The 17368-nt window shown below is 62.2% G+C and carries 15 protein-coding genes and 1 pseudogene; 8 read left to right on the forward strand and 8 right to left on the reverse strand.

The features are described from left to right. Positions 1–46: 46 nt before the first annotated feature. The 3 genes and pseudogenes from J7I86_RS17970 to J7I86_RS17980 form a co-directional block, all read right to left on the reverse strand. A pseudogene (locus J7I86_RS17970) lies at positions 47–3519 on the reverse strand (ATP-binding protein). After that, positions 3516–4487 (reverse strand): DUF4194 domain-containing protein, encoded by a 972-nt coding sequence (locus J7I86_RS17975; protein ID WP_214822031.1) that lies wholly within the window; start codon positions 4485–4487, stop codon positions 3516–3518. The pseudogene J7I86_RS17970 and the gene J7I86_RS17975 overlap by 4 nt, the downstream one beginning before the upstream one ends. Continuing rightward, the gene (locus J7I86_RS17980; RefSeq protein WP_214822032.1) at positions 4480–5937 is read right to left on the reverse strand and encodes a DUF3375 family protein; all 1458 of its coding nucleotides are present in this window, start codon (positions 5935–5937) and stop codon (positions 4480–4482) included. Before J7I86_RS17980 ends, J7I86_RS17975 begins: the two co-directional genes overlap by 8 nt. Before the next feature lie 313 nt (positions 5938–6250). On the opposite strand from J7I86_RS17980, the gene J7I86_RS17985 reads away from it, so the two are divergent. Next, positions 6251–6553: a hypothetical protein gene (locus J7I86_RS17985; RefSeq protein WP_214822033.1), complete on the forward strand. Its 303-nt coding sequence runs from the start codon at positions 6251–6253 to the stop codon at positions 6551–6553. A gap of 62 nt (positions 6554–6615) precedes the next feature. Further along, positions 6616–8580, forward strand: coding sequence for an acyl-CoA dehydrogenase family protein (locus J7I86_RS17990; RefSeq protein ID WP_214822036.1), 1965 nt, complete (start codon positions 6616–6618; stop codon positions 8578–8580). Between the two features lie 4 nt (positions 8581–8584). Here J7I86_RS17990 and J7I86_RS17995 read toward each other — a convergent pair whose 3' ends face one another. Beyond that, a complete protein-coding gene (locus J7I86_RS17995; protein WP_309476760.1) occupies positions 8585–8989 on the reverse strand; it encodes a YchJ family protein in 405 nt (134 codons plus the stop codon). Positions 8990–9176: 187 nt separating this feature from the next. Here J7I86_RS17995 and J7I86_RS18000 point away from each other — a divergent pair, with 187 nt between their 5' ends. Next, a complete protein-coding gene (locus J7I86_RS18000) occupies positions 9177–10013 on the forward strand; it encodes a hypothetical protein (protein WP_214822041.1) in 837 nt (278 codons plus the stop codon). A 23-nt stretch (positions 10014–10036) separates the two neighbouring features. Here the strand turns inward: J7I86_RS18000 and J7I86_RS18005 are convergent, their stop codons facing one another. Then, positions 10037–10528 (reverse strand): flavin reductase family protein, encoded by a 492-nt coding sequence (locus J7I86_RS18005; RefSeq protein ID WP_214822043.1) that lies wholly within the window; start codon positions 10526–10528, stop codon positions 10037–10039. 295 nt (positions 10529–10823) lie between these two features. Between J7I86_RS18005 and J7I86_RS18010 the strand changes: the two genes are divergently transcribed. From J7I86_RS18010 to J7I86_RS18030, 5 genes are all read left to right on the forward strand, one after another. Then, entirely contained in the window at positions 10824–11858 is a 1035-nt protein-coding gene (locus J7I86_RS18010; protein WP_214822045.1) for an aldo/keto reductase, read from the forward strand. A 162-nt stretch (positions 11859–12020) separates the two neighbouring features. Further along, entirely contained in the window at positions 12021–13124 is a 1104-nt protein-coding gene (locus J7I86_RS18015) for a sulfite oxidase (RefSeq protein ID WP_214822047.1), read from the forward strand. A 163-nt stretch (positions 13125–13287) separates the two neighbouring features. Then, on the forward strand, positions 13288–13665 hold the full coding sequence (locus J7I86_RS18020; protein WP_214822049.1) for an RNA-binding S4 domain-containing protein: 378 nt from the start codon (positions 13288–13290) through the stop codon (positions 13663–13665). A gap of 275 nt (positions 13666–13940) precedes the next feature. Then, positions 13941–14453, forward strand: a complete 513-nt coding sequence (locus tag J7I86_RS18025) for a DUF6318 family protein (RefSeq protein WP_286179989.1) — start codon at positions 13941–13943, stop codon at positions 14451–14453. Between the two features lie 322 nt (positions 14454–14775). Then, positions 14776–15396 (forward strand): PKD domain-containing protein, encoded by a 621-nt coding sequence (locus tag J7I86_RS18030; protein ID WP_309476761.1) that lies wholly within the window; start codon positions 14776–14778, stop codon positions 15394–15396. A 189-nt stretch (positions 15397–15585) separates the two neighbouring features. Here J7I86_RS18030 and J7I86_RS18035 read toward each other — a convergent pair whose 3' ends face one another. The 3 genes from J7I86_RS18035 to J7I86_RS18045 form a co-directional block, all read right to left on the reverse strand. After that, positions 15586–16077, reverse strand: a complete 492-nt coding sequence (locus J7I86_RS18035) for a DUF3817 domain-containing protein (protein ID WP_214822051.1) — start codon at positions 16075–16077, stop codon at positions 15586–15588. Between the two features lie 55 nt (positions 16078–16132). Further along, positions 16133–16738 carry a hypothetical protein gene (locus J7I86_RS18040; protein ID WP_286179990.1) on the reverse strand — a complete coding sequence of 202 codons (606 nt, stop codon included), beginning with the start codon at positions 16736–16738 and terminating at the stop codon, positions 16133–16135. Between the two features lie 91 nt (positions 16739–16829). Further along, positions 16830–17336: a hypothetical protein gene (locus J7I86_RS18045; protein ID WP_214822054.1), complete on the reverse strand. Its 507-nt coding sequence runs from the start codon at positions 17334–17336 to the stop codon at positions 16830–16832. Positions 17337–17368 lie beyond the last annotated feature (32 nt).

Consider the following 17368-nt stretch of genomic DNA (forward strand, 5'->3'; position numbering starts at 1 on the left):
CCCTTTCGGCCTCCCTGAAGGGCCCACAAGTGGCCCCGCGTTGCTGTCAGCGCAGAACGATGTCCACCGGGTTGGCTTCGGAGCGCCACGCTCCCGGCTCACCGGGTCCGGCAATGACCGGAGCGGTAAGCACACCCGAGCGGTTGGTTCGCTTGTCGCGGAGGATTTCCGTGACGGATCCAAGGTGCCTGGACAGATCGATCACGTTTTCCGGAGCCGCAAGGAGCAGCTGGAACCCGAATTCGTGAAGTGCTTTGATGCCGGCGCCCGCGAATTCCTCGGAAGCCAACACGAACGCTTCATCCATCATCACGGTCCCATAGGTGGTGAACCCTTGCTCGGCGATGCCCAACTGGTAGCTCAGAGCCGCGGCCATGATGAAGGCCGTGAAACGCTGGCGCTCACCGCCGGACATGGAACCGGTATCGGCGTGCATGAAGACTTCGGTTTTCTTCTTGCTCGCTTTGCCGGAGGCGTTGGATTTGCCCGGTTTTGAAGCAACCTCACGGTGCTCCTTGCATTGGATAAACAGGTGCCCGCGGACATCCAGCACTTCAGCCCGCCAACGCCGATCCTCCGGCGTCTGCGATCCAAGCCGCTTCACCAGCGTTTCCAGTGACTTGTAACGTGCGGTGAGCTCGGCGTCGTCGTCCACTTCCGTTGCGGAAGCAGCGCCACGCGAGGGGCGAGTGTGCTTCGCCTTCAAGGCGTTCTGGATGGCGTCCTTGAACTGTTTGGCCGTGGCCGGAAGCGTCTGCTTGATGTCCAATTCCAGGAAGCTGCCCTCATGGAAGTTGACCTGGGAGAGGATGCCGTTGAGGGGCAGGATGCGGCTGGTGATGCTGCGGCGTTCCTCGTCCAGCAAGTGCAGGAGCGTACTAAACGATTCGTGGGTGCGCTGGTTGAAGAACAGCCGGAACTCCGCCTCTTGAGCGGGCAAGCCGTCACTGACGATCGCGTGGTAGCGGGATTCGAAGTCGCCGGCAGCGCCGATCGACGTGCCGTGGTCTGCGCTGATGGCACTACCCCAGTCACGCACGAAAGCTTCAAACATGCGGGTCAACCGCTCGGCTGTGGCCTGCCCTCGCGATTCCGCCGCATGCAGTTCGTCGAGCAACTTATTGCGGACGCTATTGGCCAGGTTGTCCAGCTCGTACAGTTCAGAGACCTCGGCGACGCCGTCGAAGTATGGCTCCAGTGCGGTGACAGTAGAGGCCGACGGCGGTGCTTGCTCCAGCTTCAGCCTCGCGGCATCGAGCAGGCCGTCTGCCGTGGTCATCTTGTGGTCCAGCGCCTTGTATTCGCTCTGCAGAACGGCGGCCGTACCTGTGGAGGACTGGTGCTTTTCCCGCACGGTTTCGATGCTGGCACGCAACGGCTCCAAGTCCGCCTGAGCGGCCAACGCATCCGTCAGGCGCTGCTCGATCCTGGCAAGCTCATCCGCGGCGACGGCTGCGGACACCTGTTCCCAAGGCCGCTCATCTTCAGCCACACGGCGCAGTGCCTCGAGCTGCCGGGCCATTCCCTGGTGCGAATCCTCGCGGCTTTGAGCAAGTTCGGCGGCTTTCACAAGCTCGTTTTCCAGCTCGCCCACGCGCGCTGCAACCAGTTCGAGCTTGGACGCGTTATCGAAACCAAGGACGTAATCCTGGCGGCTCGTGAAACGGTCGTCCTTCTCCACAGTGTGACGGTTGCGCTTGACTACACCGCCAAGGCTCAGGCCCTTGTCCATCGAAGCAAGCTCGTCCGGGTCCTCGACGCACGGGTAAGCGAAGTCCAGGGCGATCCGCTCCCGGATCCACTCCCCCGCGTCCGCATTGGCACCCGAGGTGAGGATGCTCAACTTAGTCAAGAGGTCGCCGTCGGACACGTCCTCCACAGCCAGCGCGCCACCGGCGAGCGGCTTGGACACATCAACGGCACGAAGGGCGCCGCGGACGGTGTTGTCATTCAGGTACCGGGTCACTGCCGCGAAATGCTCGCCCGGCACCAGCAACGTGGTGGCAAGGTTACGCAGCGCGCGTTCGGCAGCGGGCGCCACTGATCCTGCCCCTCGGCGAGATCGATCAGCTCACCACCGAACGGCATCCGCTCTTCCACGACCCCTGTGGCCGCTGCAATGGCAGCCCGGTTTTCAATGCTCGACGGCGGCAGCAGCGACTTGCGGGACCTCAAGGAAAGCAGCTCCTGCTGAGCCGCGGCCAGTTCGCGTTTCTTGGTTGCATGGCCGTCAAAAGCCTCAAAACGAAGTTCCCTGAGCGCCTCCGAATCGTCCTTCAACTCTGCCGAGCGGGCAGCCGCCTGCTCATGCGCCTGATCCCATCCCTCGGCGGACCACTCAAGGTTCAGTCCGGCGTCGGCCAACGCCTTCTTGGCCGAATCCTCAACCTGCTGACGCAGCTTCAGGCCAACACGCGCGTTTTCCAACGACTGCTCAATCGCCGAAATCGCGTTGCCGCCACGGTTGTTGTAATCCAGCTCAAGATCCCGGAGTTCCTTGGCCAAAGCGTCCCGCACAGTGCGTTCAGCGGCCAATTCCTGGGCCTTGGACTGAGCCAACTCCTTGAAACGGGCCAGCGTTTTCGCATGGACCGTGACCGCGAGCTGCTGCTTGTAAGCCTCAAACTCCTCGCCGGCCAACTCACGCAGACGGTTCGCGTCCAGCAACGCCTGCGCATACTCCTTGTTCAGCCCCGGAACCGGAGCCAACTGATCCCGCTGCTGCCGGACATCCTCCAACCGCTGCCGAATGGACATCAGGTTGCTGAATTCCTCCACCACATCATCGGCGGCAGCCAACGTTGCCGGAGCATCAAGCACCTGGTCGCGGAAGAACGTATTTACGCTGCCGCCCAAGCCCTTACCCGCCTGGATCACGCGAAGCAGCGGGAGCGCCTGGTCCGAGTTGATGCCCAGCAGCCGCCGGAAGCGCTCCGCGAACGCCTTGTGCACATCGAAGACCTGGCCCTCAGGGAAGATCGATTCCAGCGCGCCCTTGGTAAACCGCTTCTGCGCGATCCCCTCGATCGCCTCGAGGTCCAACGGCCTGCTGTCAATCACGTAGAAACGCCCGACACTGGACTCCGTGCCATTCTTCGGCAGGTCAAACAGCGCCGAGACCGTCACCTTCGTGCCGGCGGCGTTATCAAACGTCAGCGCGACGGCGGACCACGTGGCACCAGGGCGCTGGAAGGCGCTGGCCGAGCTATCGCCCACCGCCTTATCACCAACTTTGCCGCGCATATACGTGAACGTGGTTCTCTTGTCCTCCACAGCACCGCCGGACCGCTGGGCAGCGGCCTCGTTAGAGCGGGGACGGGCATCAAAAACACGAAGCATCGCATCAAAGAGAGTCGACTTGCCCACGCCCGAGTTACCCGTCAAGAGGGTGCCTTTACGGTCCACATGCATGGTGTGGGCGCCGTGGAACGTGCCCCAGTTGACCACCTGCACGAGTGCCAAACGCATCTGGCCCGGGTTCGTGAGCTCGCCGAGGGGGAGCATGCTTGCGATGGTCATTTGCCTGCCTCCGCTGTTGTTGGGTCGCCTTTCGCGGCGGTACCGGACACATGCTCTGCATGCTCGACGTCGGCGCTCACGTCAACGCGGTCGTCGCCTTCAGCGTCGTCGTCCAGGTCGCCACCTGAGGGGATGGGTTGGTTGGAGTCGGGGTCCAGGTCCAGGAGGGGCTCTGTGCCGGATTCGTCGGCTGCTACTGCTATCAGGGCCTCTATTTGGGCCGGGATGTCGCCGATGTTTTCGAAGGGGAGGGCAAGTGGTAGGGCGTTGCTGATGGTGTATGTGTCATCCAGCGGGGTGGGGAGGATGAGTTGGCGGGCCAGGAGTTTAGTGATGGTGCGGGTGACTACGTCGGAGTCGCGCAGGGCGTCTTGTTGGCCTGCGGGTGTGTAGTTAGCGACGAGGTCCGAGATCTCTTCGCGGGTGATGGTGGGGTCGGTTTGGGCTGTGACATGGCGATCCAGCAGCAGGCGCAGGCGCAGCAGGACGATGGTTTCCACGCGGCTCAGGGCGCGCTGCTGGCGCAGGATGCTGGAGCGGGAGCTCGCGCCAATAACGTCCGGATCGACGGGTCGGAGGACTGCGATTTTGCGGTCGTGATCGAGCTGGAGAGTGAGGAACAGTTCGGAGAGGCGGCTGCGGAGGATCAGCTGGTTGTCCAGCAGCGTTGTCCACAGCTTCTCGTCCCGGTCACCGTCAATGTAGGGGCCTTTCAGCAGCTTCACCAGCGCATGCCGCACTTTCATGGGCAGCACTCCGGTGTCGCCGGGGAAGAGCGCGGCGCCGTCCACGTAGGTGTCCCGTGGAGTAATCCGGAAGGGGTCAGCGTGGCTGACTTCAGGAGCGGGCTCAGCTTCAGGAGCGGGCTCAGCTTCAGGAGCGGGCTCGAACTCGGGGCCGGCGTCAGTGCCCTCTCCGGCGACGTCGTCCGCCTCGGTGACGTCCGGCGTCGTGATCTCTTCAGTCATCAAAATCCTCATTCAGCGTGACGACGGGCAGGTACGCCGTGCGGATGCTGCCGTCGATTTGTTCGAAGTCGATGTGTTCCCAGGTGGTCCTGTTGAACGCCGCGCCCGACTGCAGCGCCATGGCCAGCAGGGTGCGCACGGTGTTGATATGGCGTTCTTCGGCTGGCAGGTTTTCCCATGCGTCGCCCAGGGTGGCTGCACCGGCCATAGCTGCCCTGACAACAGCGGGCTTGGCCTTTCCGGTGCGCGCCGACCTGACGCGGTCCGAGTCGCTGAAGGCAATGGGATCGGCCAGCCGCGGGGGTGTGGCAAATTCGTCAGGATCGAAGAGTTTGACCATGGCCAACGACTCGAACCCGGCGTTGTACAGAACGGGCCCCGGGACCAGGCCGGGACGGTCGCGTTCGTACGGCATGGATCGGATGGCTTGCTCGGCCTCGGCCAGCACCTTGCGCAGGCTGACGGACTGCCTGACGTCGTCACTTTGAATGTAGGTGTTCAGGCTTTCGGACAGCTTGCCGTAGATCCGCTGGATTTGGCTGTGCTGATATCGCAACTCGGCCACCAGGTTTTTCAGCGTTTCGCGGTCCTCGTGGGAGAGGTCGTCCGCGAATTGACGGCTCAGCACCTCGCCGATCGCCGATCGGAACCGAACTTGCTGCTGCGGGTCCTCCAGGAATGCGGTGAAGGAGCGGAACGTGCGGCCTTCCGGGCTTTGCCGCAGGCGTTTGTCCGCCTCCAGGACCTGGGCCATGGTGGCGCCCTTGCTCAGGGATTCCTCAATGATCTGGTTGCGGAGCTCGCCCACCAGTTCTTCGATCCGGTCACGCATCTTCTTGTAGTCGGCAGGCAGGCTGGCAGCGAGGTCCAGGATGTTCCCGGCGGCTTCAACGGCCTCCTCGTCGTCCAGGAGCCCGTCGAACTCACCGGAGCTGATGTCTTCCACCAGTTGCTGGCGCTCCTGGATTTCCTCTTCAAGGGCTTCCAAACGTGCGCTCTGGTCAGGGTTGGTCTCGTTGGCCAGCTTCTCCACATCGCCCAGCAGCGTGCCGAGCCGCGAACCGTTCAGCGTGGAACGTTCGCTGGAAAGACTGTCCAGGAACGCGAGCACACGGGCAGCAGGCTCAGTAACTTCGTAAACGATCTGACCGGATTGGTTGCGCCGTGTCAGGAATTGCTTCCGGGTCCATTCGTCGCCGAAAAGCTTGCCGTTTTGCTGGCCGCCGAGGGCCGGGTCCTGGCGGCGGAGCTGCTCAAGGAAGGCGTCGAGGTCGGCGTGGAACTCTTCGAGCGGAAGCTGCGGCCGGGTGCGGGTGAAGGATGCCTGCAGCACCGCGATCACCCACGGCGCCGACCGCGTCAGAGCCCAGGCGGGACCCTTGGTCAGTTGTTCGAGGTCACGGAGCCGGGCGCTGATGGCGTCGGCGGAGGACAGGGCTGAACGGGACAATTACTCTCCTTCAGCTGCTGCGAAACCTGGCTGGCAGCGAAAACTGCCCCGTACAAGGTTAACGCAGAGCGTCGCCGGGGCGGCCGCCCGCCGGCCGCACCGCGTCGGGCGTGCCCTAAGCGCCGCCGTCGAGCGCGTCCGATGCCGTTCGCCGCAATCATTCCGTAACCTACCGTCCGGTGTGGTTTCGATCCCATATCAACGCTGTCACTACGCGTTTCTGCTCTGGCCGGAAACCACGGCCACCCCTAATGTCAGAGCATCGACGCTGCCACGCCGCGTCGACCCACGCACCGTCGCCCCGGGGGGAACCATGAATTTCGACTTCTCTGCGCTTGATACAGCCACTTACGTATTCATTGGAACGCTGGTTTTTGCTGCAATTCTGGTGGCTTTTATTGCCGCCGCAGCAATGGCAACAATCATTCTTATCGGAGCAATGGGCATCGCCTGGTACGCCATTAAGGCAGTTCTGGGTGGTCTGGTCCACGGCATTAACTTTGCATGGGACCGCGTGGTTCATCACGCAGGCCAAGTGGAAATTCCGGCCGAATTCCAGCCACAGGTTTCCCCTAGCACAGGTAGCTACTCGCGGGTAGCATTGAGGGACAGCTGAAGGGTTCGCACCCAAGGCGGACCCTGGCTCCATCCGGCACCACCGGCTAGAGGAGTTCTCCCATGACGTCCGCCACTGACAACAGTCTCGCCGCCGCAAGCGTCAATGCCACCGCAGAAGAAGCCCGTGCCGTAGCCGAGGCTGCCCGGGAAACCGAATGGAACCGGCCCAGCTTCGCCAAGGGCTTGTACCTGGGCAGCTTTGACCTCAGCCTGATCCACCCATGGCCACAAGCCAAAACAGAGGACGTCCAGCGGGGCGAGGAATTCATGGCCCGCTTGGTCACCTTTGCCAAAACCATGTCCGGCCGGGTGATCGAGCGCGACGCCAAAATTCCCGACGAATACCTCAAGGGGCTCGCGGACCTGGGCGTTTTCGGAATGAAGATTCCGCGCGAATATGGCGGGCTGGGCCTGTCTTTGGTCTATTACGGCCGCGCACTCGCTCTGCTGGGATCGGTACATCCGAGCCTCGGCGCCTTAATTTCAGCCCACCAATCCATTGGCGTTCCGGAACCCGTGAAGGAGTTCGGCACGCCCGAGCAAAAGCAGGAATACCTGCCGCGCTGCGCCGCCGGCGCCATCACCGCGTTCCTCCTGACAGAGCCCGACGTCGGCAGCGACCCCGCGCGCATGGGCGCCACTGCCGTACTTTCCGACGACGGCGACTCTTACCTTCTGGACGGAGTGAAACTGTGGACAACCAACGGCGTGATCGCTGAACTCGTGGTGGTCATGGCCCGGGTGCCTTCGCACACCGACGACGACGGCACGGAGCACAAGGGCGGCATCTCGGCGTTCGTCGTGGAGATGGACTCGCCCGGCATCACTGTGGAAAACCGCAACACTTTCATGGGCCTTCGCGGAATCGAAAACGGGGTGACCCGTTTCCACCAAGTCCGCGTCCCTGCGGCCAACAGGCTGGGCCGTGAGGGGCAAGGGCTCAAAATCGCCCTCACCACCCTTAATACAGGCCGACTCTCCATCCCCGGCCTATGCGTTGCCGCAGGAAAGTGGAGCTTGAAGATCTCCCGCGAATGGTCCAACGCCCGGACCCAGTGGGGGCGTCCTGTGGGCAAACACGAGGCCGTCGGCAAGAAGATCGCCTTCATCGCCGCCACCACTTTCGCGTTGGAAGCCGTGTTCGAGCTCTCCGCCGAAATGGCTGATGCCAGCCAAAAGGACGTTCGCATAGAAGCCGCGCTGGCCAAGTTATGGTCGACGGAACTGAGCTGCCGGATCGCGGACGAACTAGTGCAGATCCGGGGAGGCCGTGGCTTCGAAACGGCCGACTCCCTGGAAGCCCGGGGCGAACGTGCCGTCGCGGCGGAACAACTCCTCCGGGACCTCCGCATCAACCGGATCTTCGAGGGCTCCAGCGAGATCATGAAACTCCTGATCGCCCGCGAAGCCGTGGATGCCCACCTTGCCGCTGCGGGCGACCTCGCCTCAGCGGATGCGAGCCTGCAGGACAAGGCGAGGGCCGCCGTCGGGGCCTCCGGTTTCTACGCCCGTTGGTTGCCCAAGCTGGTTGCAGGAGCAGGCATGGACCCACGGTCCTACGCGGAGTTTGGCCGTCTTGGCAAGCAGCTGCGCTTTGTGGAGAGGTCCTCGCGGCGGCTGGCCCGTCAAACCTTTTACGGCATGGGCAGATGGCAGGCGAAGCTTGAACACAAGCAGGCGTTCCTGGGCAGGATTGTGGACATCGGCGCTGAGTTGTTCGCCATGGCAGCGTGCTGTTCCCGGGCCGAAATGCTGCTCCGCACTCACCCCGAACAAGGCGCGGCTGCATTCGAACTGGCCGAGGCGTACTGCGAGCAGGCGCGCGTGCGGGTGGACGAATACTTCGATCAGCTGTGGAGGAATACTGACGACGGCGACCACGACCTTTCGCGCAAGGTCCTCGCCGGCGATTATGCCTGGTTGGAGGCCGGGGTACTGGACCAGTCAGAAGGAACCGGCCCATGGATCGGCGATGCATCCCCGGGCGCTTCCACCAAGGAGAACCTGCACCGCAGCTACCGGTGAAGCGCTAGCGCACGTCCCCGTCCACGTAGAACCACCGCTTGTCTTCCCGGACGAAGCGGCTGATTTCGCGCTGGACTCCGCGTTCGCCGTCGAGCCTGTAGTGCGCAGCGAACTCCACCGTGCCGGTGGTGTCCAAGGGGCCGCCATTCGACGTCGAAACGATGTCCAACCTGCGCCACTCCATGTCCGAATCGAGGTCCATCGACCCGGGGCGGGTGGACGCGTGCCAGGTGCGCAGGAGATAGTCGGGATCCAGGATGACGAACGCCGAATACCTGGAGCGCATGAGCTGCTCGGCGGTTGGAGCCTGGGCGTCGCCGCGGTGGAAGCGTCCGCAGCAATCGTGGTACTGCTCACCGGAGAGGCATGGGCAGGCGCCGTTGCGGAGACGGACTGAATCAGGGGTCACGGGGTCCCAATCTGAGGCTGAAAATGAGAGCTGGGCAACATATTTTCCCACGCCGTATAACAGCTTCGAAACAACCCCGCCAGAGGGTGGGGCGGGGCGTGATTCCGTCGGTGCTGGACCTTAGGCTATATATGCAGGCTGGGTGGGCAATGGGCGCATCACAAAACGACGGCCAGGGGAGGCTAACGTGGAGGATCCAACAACACTCGCCATCAACCTGACGTATTTGGGGACGCTGGGACTCGCGGTCATCATGTTCCTGGGTCTCGTGTTGATCGTCATCATCACTCTGGTGATTGCCGGAGTTGGACGGCTGCTGTCGATCATTCTCTTGGCCTTGGTGGGGATTTTCCCCAAGAAGGCGAACACTCCTATCGTTCACCTCCCTCAGCACCCCGCACGTGTGACTGATCCCGCGGCTGAGGGCGACGATTCCGTAACCGCCCCGGCGCCCGAGCCGGCCTTCGCGCCGGCCGCTGCTGCTGTGGCCGCGCCTGTTGACGTTCCCGCACCTGCGGCGCCCAAGCGAGACTTCCTCGGAGGTGCACGACGGCGGCTCTCGGGTGCGTCTTCAGCGCTAAAGGACGGCGCGTGGAAGGCCAAAGTGGACCCCCGGAATCTGCCGAAACCTGCTGAGGTCAAATCAGTGGTGGAACATCAGACCGCGCACCACCCGATCGTTGTGGCAGCCGCCAAGGAACCGCCTGTTCTCGCGAAGGACTGGGCTGACGCTGTGGCAGAAGCGGATGAACGGGCGGCCGCACGCACCAAAGCGCAACAGCCTCCGGCCATCAAGGTCACTGTCCGTGACCTCGATGAGCCCACGCCGTCGTCCAATGGCAAAACTCCCGCTCCCAAGCGTCCGGACTTCCCACCCAAGAGGCCGGACCACGGACCCGGTGATGCCAAGAGCCCTGCCTCAGGCAATGGGGCAAAGAAACCGGGCCCGGACACTTCCAAGAATGAAAAGTCTCCGAGCCCGATTCGAAAAGGTTCGCTCAGCAGCGCCAGCCGCAACTCCTAACCCTGTGAGCGGCACCTGGCTGCCTACGCTGCCAGCTGCCTGAACGCCGCACCGTGGTAGATCAGGGGCTTAAATTCGAGGTTGATGGTGGTGGCCTTGACCTCGAGCACAACGATCGCGTGATCTCCGGCCGGAGTCTCGGAAACAACTTCGCATTCGAAACCCAGCACCGCTCCGTCGATCAGCACTGCACCTGAGTCGCTCACGCTGGTGTCCAGCCCGGCGAAACGGTCGCGCGTTTTGGAGGCCAGCTGGAGAGCTGCCCCTTCCTGCCCTTCGGCGAGCACCGAAACCCCAAGACGCTGCGCCTGGCGGAGCTTCGGCCAAGTGGTGGAGGAGTTCTGCACGGCGAACATCACCAGCGGCGGTTCCAGCGAAACCCCAACCGTGAAGGACGACGCAACCAGGGCTTCCGGCGTAAAGTCCACCATGGCACTGAATGCCGCAACTCCGGACGGGAACTGCGCAAATGCTGCCTTGATGGCCGCCGTTTCTTCCACTGTGGTCTGTGTCATTCCGGTGTCCCCTATCGTGCGATGCCTGAGTTCCTTTCCCATGATTCACCTGCAAACGGGAACGGCAATATTTGTTGATTCGAAAGACATTTGTGTTGCCGCGTGTCAAGAAATGTCGCGAAGTAAGGCCTCCTCCATTACCTCGCAAGACGAAAAACGAAGAACTTCTACCATTTGCGTTTATGCCTCCGGTGGCCGTGTGTAGCCTCGATTGAACATCCAGTCCACGGTCGCAAACGCAGGCTTGGACTCCAAGCATTGCCACACAAGCACTGTCCCACCACAGGAAGCCGACATGAGCCTCAACGAGCTACGAACGCTTGGACGCACTGGCGCCCTGATCAGCCCCCTCACACTGGGTACCCTGAATTTCGGCACCGGCGCCGCACCTACAGGTCCAGCTGAGAGCATCCGAATCATCAAGGCTGCCCTCGACGCCGGTATCACCAGCGTTGACACCGCAGACATCTACTCGCAGGGCGAAGCCGAGACCGTGGTTGGCCAAGCCATCCACAGTCTCCGCGACGACGTCTTCCTTGCCACCAAATTCCACGGCCAAATGGGTTCCAACCCGGCGCACGCGGGCAACTCCCGCAGGTGGATTGTCCGGGCTGTGGAGGACAGCTTGCGGCGGCTGAACACGGACAGGATCGACCTCTATCAAGCGCACCGCCCGGACTACAACACTGATCTGTTGGAGACCATCACGGCGCTCAACGACCTCATCCGCCAGGGCAAGATCCTGTACTACGGCACGTCAGTGTTCAGTCCCGCCCAGCTTGTGGAGGCCCAGTGGATTGCGAACACCAACCATTTGACCCCGCCGGTGGTGGATCAGGTTCCCTATTCACTTTTGGTGCGCGCGAATGAACGGGACGTTTTCCCCATCACCCAGCAGTACGGCGTCGGGGTTTTGAGTTACGGACCGCTCGACGGCGGGTGGCTGGCCGGCGGTTACCGCGTGGGCGGTGGCCAGCCGGAGAGTTCGCGGTCGGCCGCGGTTCCAGGCCGCTTCGATGTCAACGCCCCCTTCAACCAGGGCAAGCTGCACGCCGCCGATGCCCTCGCGCAGCTCGCCGCCCGCCATGGGTTGACCTTGATCCAGCTAGCTGTTGGCTTTGCCCTGAACCACCCGGCGGTGACCAGCGTGGTCATCGGGCCGCGCACCGAGGATCATCTCACCGATTACTTGAAGGCCGCAGACGTGGTGCTCAACGAGGCTGTTTTGGATGAGATCGACGACATCGTTGCCCCTGCCGTGAACTTCCTGGAGCGCGACGCCGGCACTGTTGCACCCCACCTTGAGTACCCGGAACTACGACGCCGGTAACCCCCTTCCGTTGTGAGGCCCGTTTTGCGCGCTCTACGCTCCCGTTGGTGCGCAAAGCGGGCCTCACAACGAGCTATTGACGCAGGTTCCGCCGCGGCGTGATCCTTGTCCTAAGTGCTGCGGCGCGCCCGCAGCGTCAAGTCCAGTAGAACGCCGCCTCCCATGTCCAAGCACCATGTCAAACAAAGAGCACCAAAAACCGCCAATCCCGGCCAGCCAACCCAAGGTCCGCTGACTCACGAGGAATTGCAACTCTCCGGGCGGAATCACTCCATGCCCCTGGAAGCCCTGCACGACGACATCACGCCAGCCGGGCTGCACTATCTGCTGATCCATTTCGACATCCCGCATGTTTCCGCCGACACCTGGCGGCTGCGGTTGGGTGGCGCCGTTGGTCGGAGCCTCGAGTTGAGTCTTGAGGACATCAAAGCCCGGCCCGCCGTCGCCATGCCCGTCACTCTTGAATGCGCAGGAAATGGGCGGTCACTTCTGCAACCCCGTCCCGTCAGCCAACCTTGGGTTCTCGGTGCAGTGGGCACGGCGGAGTGGACCGGAACCCCCTTGGCCCCCTTGCTGGAGGAAGCAGGCTTGGCGAGTGACGCCGTCGAACTTGTCTTTACCGGTGCCGACAACGGCATCCAAGGTGGCGTCGAAGAGCCATACGCGCGCAGCCTCTCGGTGGCCGAGGCGATGCATCCCGAAGTCATGTTGGTCTACGCCATGAACGGCAACCCTCTACCCATCCAGCACGGGTTCCCGCTCAGGCTGTTAGTGCCGGGCTGGTATGGCATGGCCAGTGTGAAGTGGTTGACGTCGATCGAAGCCGTGACGTCGCGGTTCATGGGTTTCCAGCAGGCCGTCGCGTACCACTACCTTCAGGGGCCTGACGGGCCGGGCATACCCGTGAGCCATATCCGCGTCCGCTCCCTCATGATTCCGCCAGGAATTCCGGACTTCTACACTCGGCAACGCATTGTGGATGCCGGTCCCGTGATGCTGCGCGGGCGCGCATGGTCCGGGCACGGCGAGGTGGAGCGCGTGGAAGTGGGGATCGACGGCGAGTGGATGCCGGCGCATGTGGATTCGCCGCTGGGTGATTTCGCCTGGCGCTCGTGGTCCATGGTGTGGGTGGCGAGCCCTGGCGAGCACGTGCTGCGGTGCCGGGCGATGGACACGTCCGGCGCGCTGCAGCCCACTGACCAGGTGTGGAACTACCAGGGCATCGGGAACAACATGGCGCAAGTGGTTCAGGTGACGGTGCGGTAGGTCTTTCGGTTCTGGTCCCGCCGAGTTCGCTGATTTCACCGAGTTCGCTGGAACGCTGCATGATCGCCGGAACTCTCCGGCGATCTCGATGGCTTTCCCACGTTTTCGCAGGTTTCCGCCGTTCTCGCCAGCCTGCTCCGCCCCGGTTAGACTCGTTCCAATCATGAGTATCCCGCCTTCATCCCCAGCCAACGTCCGAGTCGACGCCTGGCTGTGGGCGATCCGCGCATACAAGACCCGTTCCGCCGCAACTGCTGCCTGCCGCGCCGGACACATCCGCGTCAACGGAAACCCTGTCAAGGCCTCGCAAAGCGTGATCATTGGCGACACCATCCGTGTCCGCGAATCCGGCTGGGAACGGATCCTCGAGGTGCGGCGGCTCATCGCCAAACGCGTCGGTGCCGAAGCGGCCTCACACTGCTTCACCGACCACACTCCCCCGCGTCCCGTTGCCCCCAAACTCGGACTCCCCCAACGCGACCGCGGCGCCGGCCGTCCCACCAAGAAGGACCGCCGGGACATGGAGAAGCTGCGGGGCTAAGCCTGCTGGGTTAGCGGGCGCTGCTCAGGTTATCCACAGGCCGCGTTTTCCGACATGAGTGGTGGCCCTTACCCCGCCTAGACTGACCGGCACACCGCCAAACAGCTGCTGGGGAGCCTGTCATGTCACGCCTTTCGTTTGCCTATTTTCCGTCTTTTCACGTCCGAACGTGGGTCGTGGGGCTCGCCTCTGTGATCATTCTGAGCGGTTGTCAGGGTGGCTCCGCGCCGGGTGGCTCACCTTCAGAAACCAGCTCGACGACGGCGTCTCCCGCCTTGAGCGTTGCAGCCCAGGCGGCTTCGGCTACTCCGTCAGCGCCCGCCGTCTACAAGCCTGCGGACGCTGCGGGGAAGTCGCAGAACGTACCCGTTCCAGTGATGCCAGAACTGGCGAAGGAGAACTCGAAGGCCGGGCTGGAAGCGTTTATTAGGTACTGGTACGAACTCGGGAACTACGCAGATGAGACGGGGGACGTCTCCGGCCTCAGTAGTTTGAGTACCCCTGAATGCAAAGCATGTACACAGTTCAGAAACGCCGCCGCAGATAGTTCCAAGAACGGCCGCTGGATTGTGGGCGGGAAGGTGCGTACCCCCAGGATTGATGTTGCCTGGAACGATGGTGATACTGGCCAACAAGCCAAAGTCCAAGTTATCCAGGAAGCGATCACCTATTTCAACGCGGACGGCACTGAAGGACGTCCAGCGGACCCGGCAACCAACGACGCGTTCGTTGTCGTCGCCAATTTTGAATCGACATGGAAAGTTGTGGACACCGGTGTCATTCGCTGATCGTGCATATCGACTTGCCTTGGGCTTCGTCCTAATCGCACCTATCTTCACTGCTTCAATACCCGCCCATGCTGCGCAGAACGAAGACAACTGGGCCACGGCGAACAAAGCAACCGGAAGCATTGACGTGGGGGCTCGATGGGAATTCGATATAACCACAGGGACATCGACTCCTAGCCTTGGTGGGGTGGCATCAGACACCGCCGCCGAAGACCCCTTTCAATACAAGCCGGACACCATGTGCCGTGCTGGGGGTGGAGGCTTGGGGTGCCAAGGACTTCAATGTCCGGCTAAAACCGAGGGCGGTCCTGAAGGAACTCCAGTGGTCTGGAAGAAGGCTCCGAAGGCAATTACTAACCCGGACTGGACCGACTACCGCGCAATCACTGGACCCACCTGCCTCTACGACCCCGAACCCGAGAACGTCCTGGACAACATCGCCGCCCGGATCCTCAGCGACTTCCAACAACTCCCCGTCAACCCCGGAACACTCCAAGCCCAGCCCTTCCCCCACACCCTCAAGGGCGGACCCACCAACTTCTACACCACCGCCGGCGAACAAACCTTCAACATCACCATCCTCGGCCAAACAGTCCACCTCACCGCCACACCCGCCAACCACACCTACACCTTCGGCGACGGAACCGCCCTCGGACCCACACCAGCCACCGGCTACTCCATCCCCGAAACCGAATGGCTCAGCAACGAAACGCGCACCAGCCACACCTACACAGAAACCGGCAACTACCAAGCCACCGTCACCACAAGCTTCACCGGAACCTACTCCGTCAACAACGGCCCACCACTACCCATCAACGGAACCCTCAACATCACCACACCCGCCAAAACCATCCACGTCTGGAAAACAGAAAAAGCACTCGTCGCCGACACCTGCCAGGAAAACCCCAACTCCTGGGGCTGCCCCGGCACAAAGACCAGATAGACAGATGGCGCCACGTACCGCCACCACCTACTTTGATCGCCGAATTCTGGCGAAACACCAAGAAGGACGGCGCGTCGTTCCACCCACGATTCAAAGTGGGTGGTGGCGGTTCCTGAAGTCAGGGATCCTTCGCCTTAAGTGAAGAAAAGCATCAGTTCCCAAGAACCGATGCTTCTCGCCTGCCAAAGCTTAGGAGAACCAGGTACCTGGAGGGCCCATGAACAACAGGAAGCTAAAGACGGCTCCCACGGCAACGAGGGTGACAACTACGGCAAGAATCGGGTTCCGCAGAACCCAAGCCTGGGCTTTCTCGAAGCCGCCCTGAGGCTTCTCACCCCCGGTGGCCAAACGCCATTGGCCGGAGAGGAGGCCGCGGCGGTCGAGCGACTTCTCCGTGGGGATGGTGGCATAGGGAATAACGGCTGAACCGATGGCGAGCAGGCCTGTACGGGTGGACCACTTCTGGTTGATCCAAGTGAATGCGGCCGTCGCTGCGTAGCAAAGGAACACGAAACCGTGGATGCCTCCGGCAATGCTCACACCAACGTCTGTTGTGCGCGTGACGTACTTGAGGAACAGCCCGATCAACAGCAGCGTCCATGTCACGGCCTCGCCAAAAGCAACGGTACGGAACAAGGTGCGGGGCTGCATGGAAGTCCTCAGGTAGAAAACGGGAGACACATCGTATTTTACCGGCCGTAAAACCTCCCTCGCGTCACACAGTGCAACCGCAGGGTTACGGCAATGGGAGCGCCGCCCGGTTCCGGATCTGCGAGTCGCCGAATTCGATGGCAACGGGAGCGATCTCCATCTCAGGCTCGTGGCGGGTGCGGGCCTTGCCGACAGCGATGTGGGGTAGCCACCGGGGTGTTTTGTAGCCCAGTGCGGGTGAGCTCAGGATGAAGTCGTCAACGTTGTCCAGGCCGAGGTCGTCAAGAAGTATGTGGAGACCTTGCACCAAAAGTGCCTGGTAATCGTGTACTTCCTGCGGCACATCCACTTCGAGTCCCATGAGACGACCACCACCCAAGGGGATCAGCTTGTCCGATTTCCCCAAGAAACCCTGCAACACCGGCAACTCCGTCAACCAGCTGGCGATCTCCGGAAGTGTCTTCTCAGGAGGAGACAACCCCTTGGTCCAGGCTGCGATGTCCTCGCCGAGTTCATCGAGAATGCCAACATGCAGCAGGGTCATGTGCAAGCCCTGAGGTTTGCGCAGAGAATCGACGAACCGGTTCAATCCTTGATAGTCCGAAAGACCAGCGCCCACTCGAAGGAGGGGCACCTCAACAGTGATACGAGGTCCATACGGTTTGCCTGCAGTGTGGTTGCTGCCCGTCATGGTTGCCATTATGCGCCGAACGCATAGCGAACGGGAGGCCGACGGCGGAACCGGCTTTCGCCGTCGTTCTGCTTTGGCGGGTGTCGGGAATTCACTTCTTGGCGCGAGCCTGAACCAGGTTGGCGAACGGCAGACATCCATGGGCGGCAACAAAGCCTGCGTGGTAGGCGGCCTCGGCTGCATTCACCTCGGAAGCCGGGAGTTCCTTCCACGCGATGATGAGATCCAAAGCGTCCCGGAGTTGCCAGATGAGCCGCGCGTCCCAGACGACGGTGGGCCGTCCACGGCCGTAGTCAAGAAACTCTTGGATCTGCTTGCGGAGCCCGCGGTTGCCTTGGCTTCCGGCGCTGGCTTTACCGATGTACACCACGGAAGCATCGGGCACCCACTCGGATTCCAGCGCTTCGCGTTTTAGGGATGGGTCTTTCTTTCTGAACGTGCCGGCAGTGCTCTTGCTGAGGAATACGGGCTCGAAATCCGTGGGGCGGAGGATGGCGAAGATGCCGGGGCCTTGGGGAATTCTCATGGGATCGAGTTCGTCGATCGGCCGGAATCCGGTGAACCCGTCCTCGGTGAGGGACTTTTTGGTGAAGAGCATGGTCCATTGTGCGGGACCGCGATGCGACCGGT

The sequence above is a fragment of the Arthrobacter sp. ISL-95 genome, assembly GCF_018613695.1.
Taxonomy (GTDB): Bacteria; Actinomycetota; Actinomycetes; order Actinomycetales; family Micrococcaceae; genus Arthrobacter.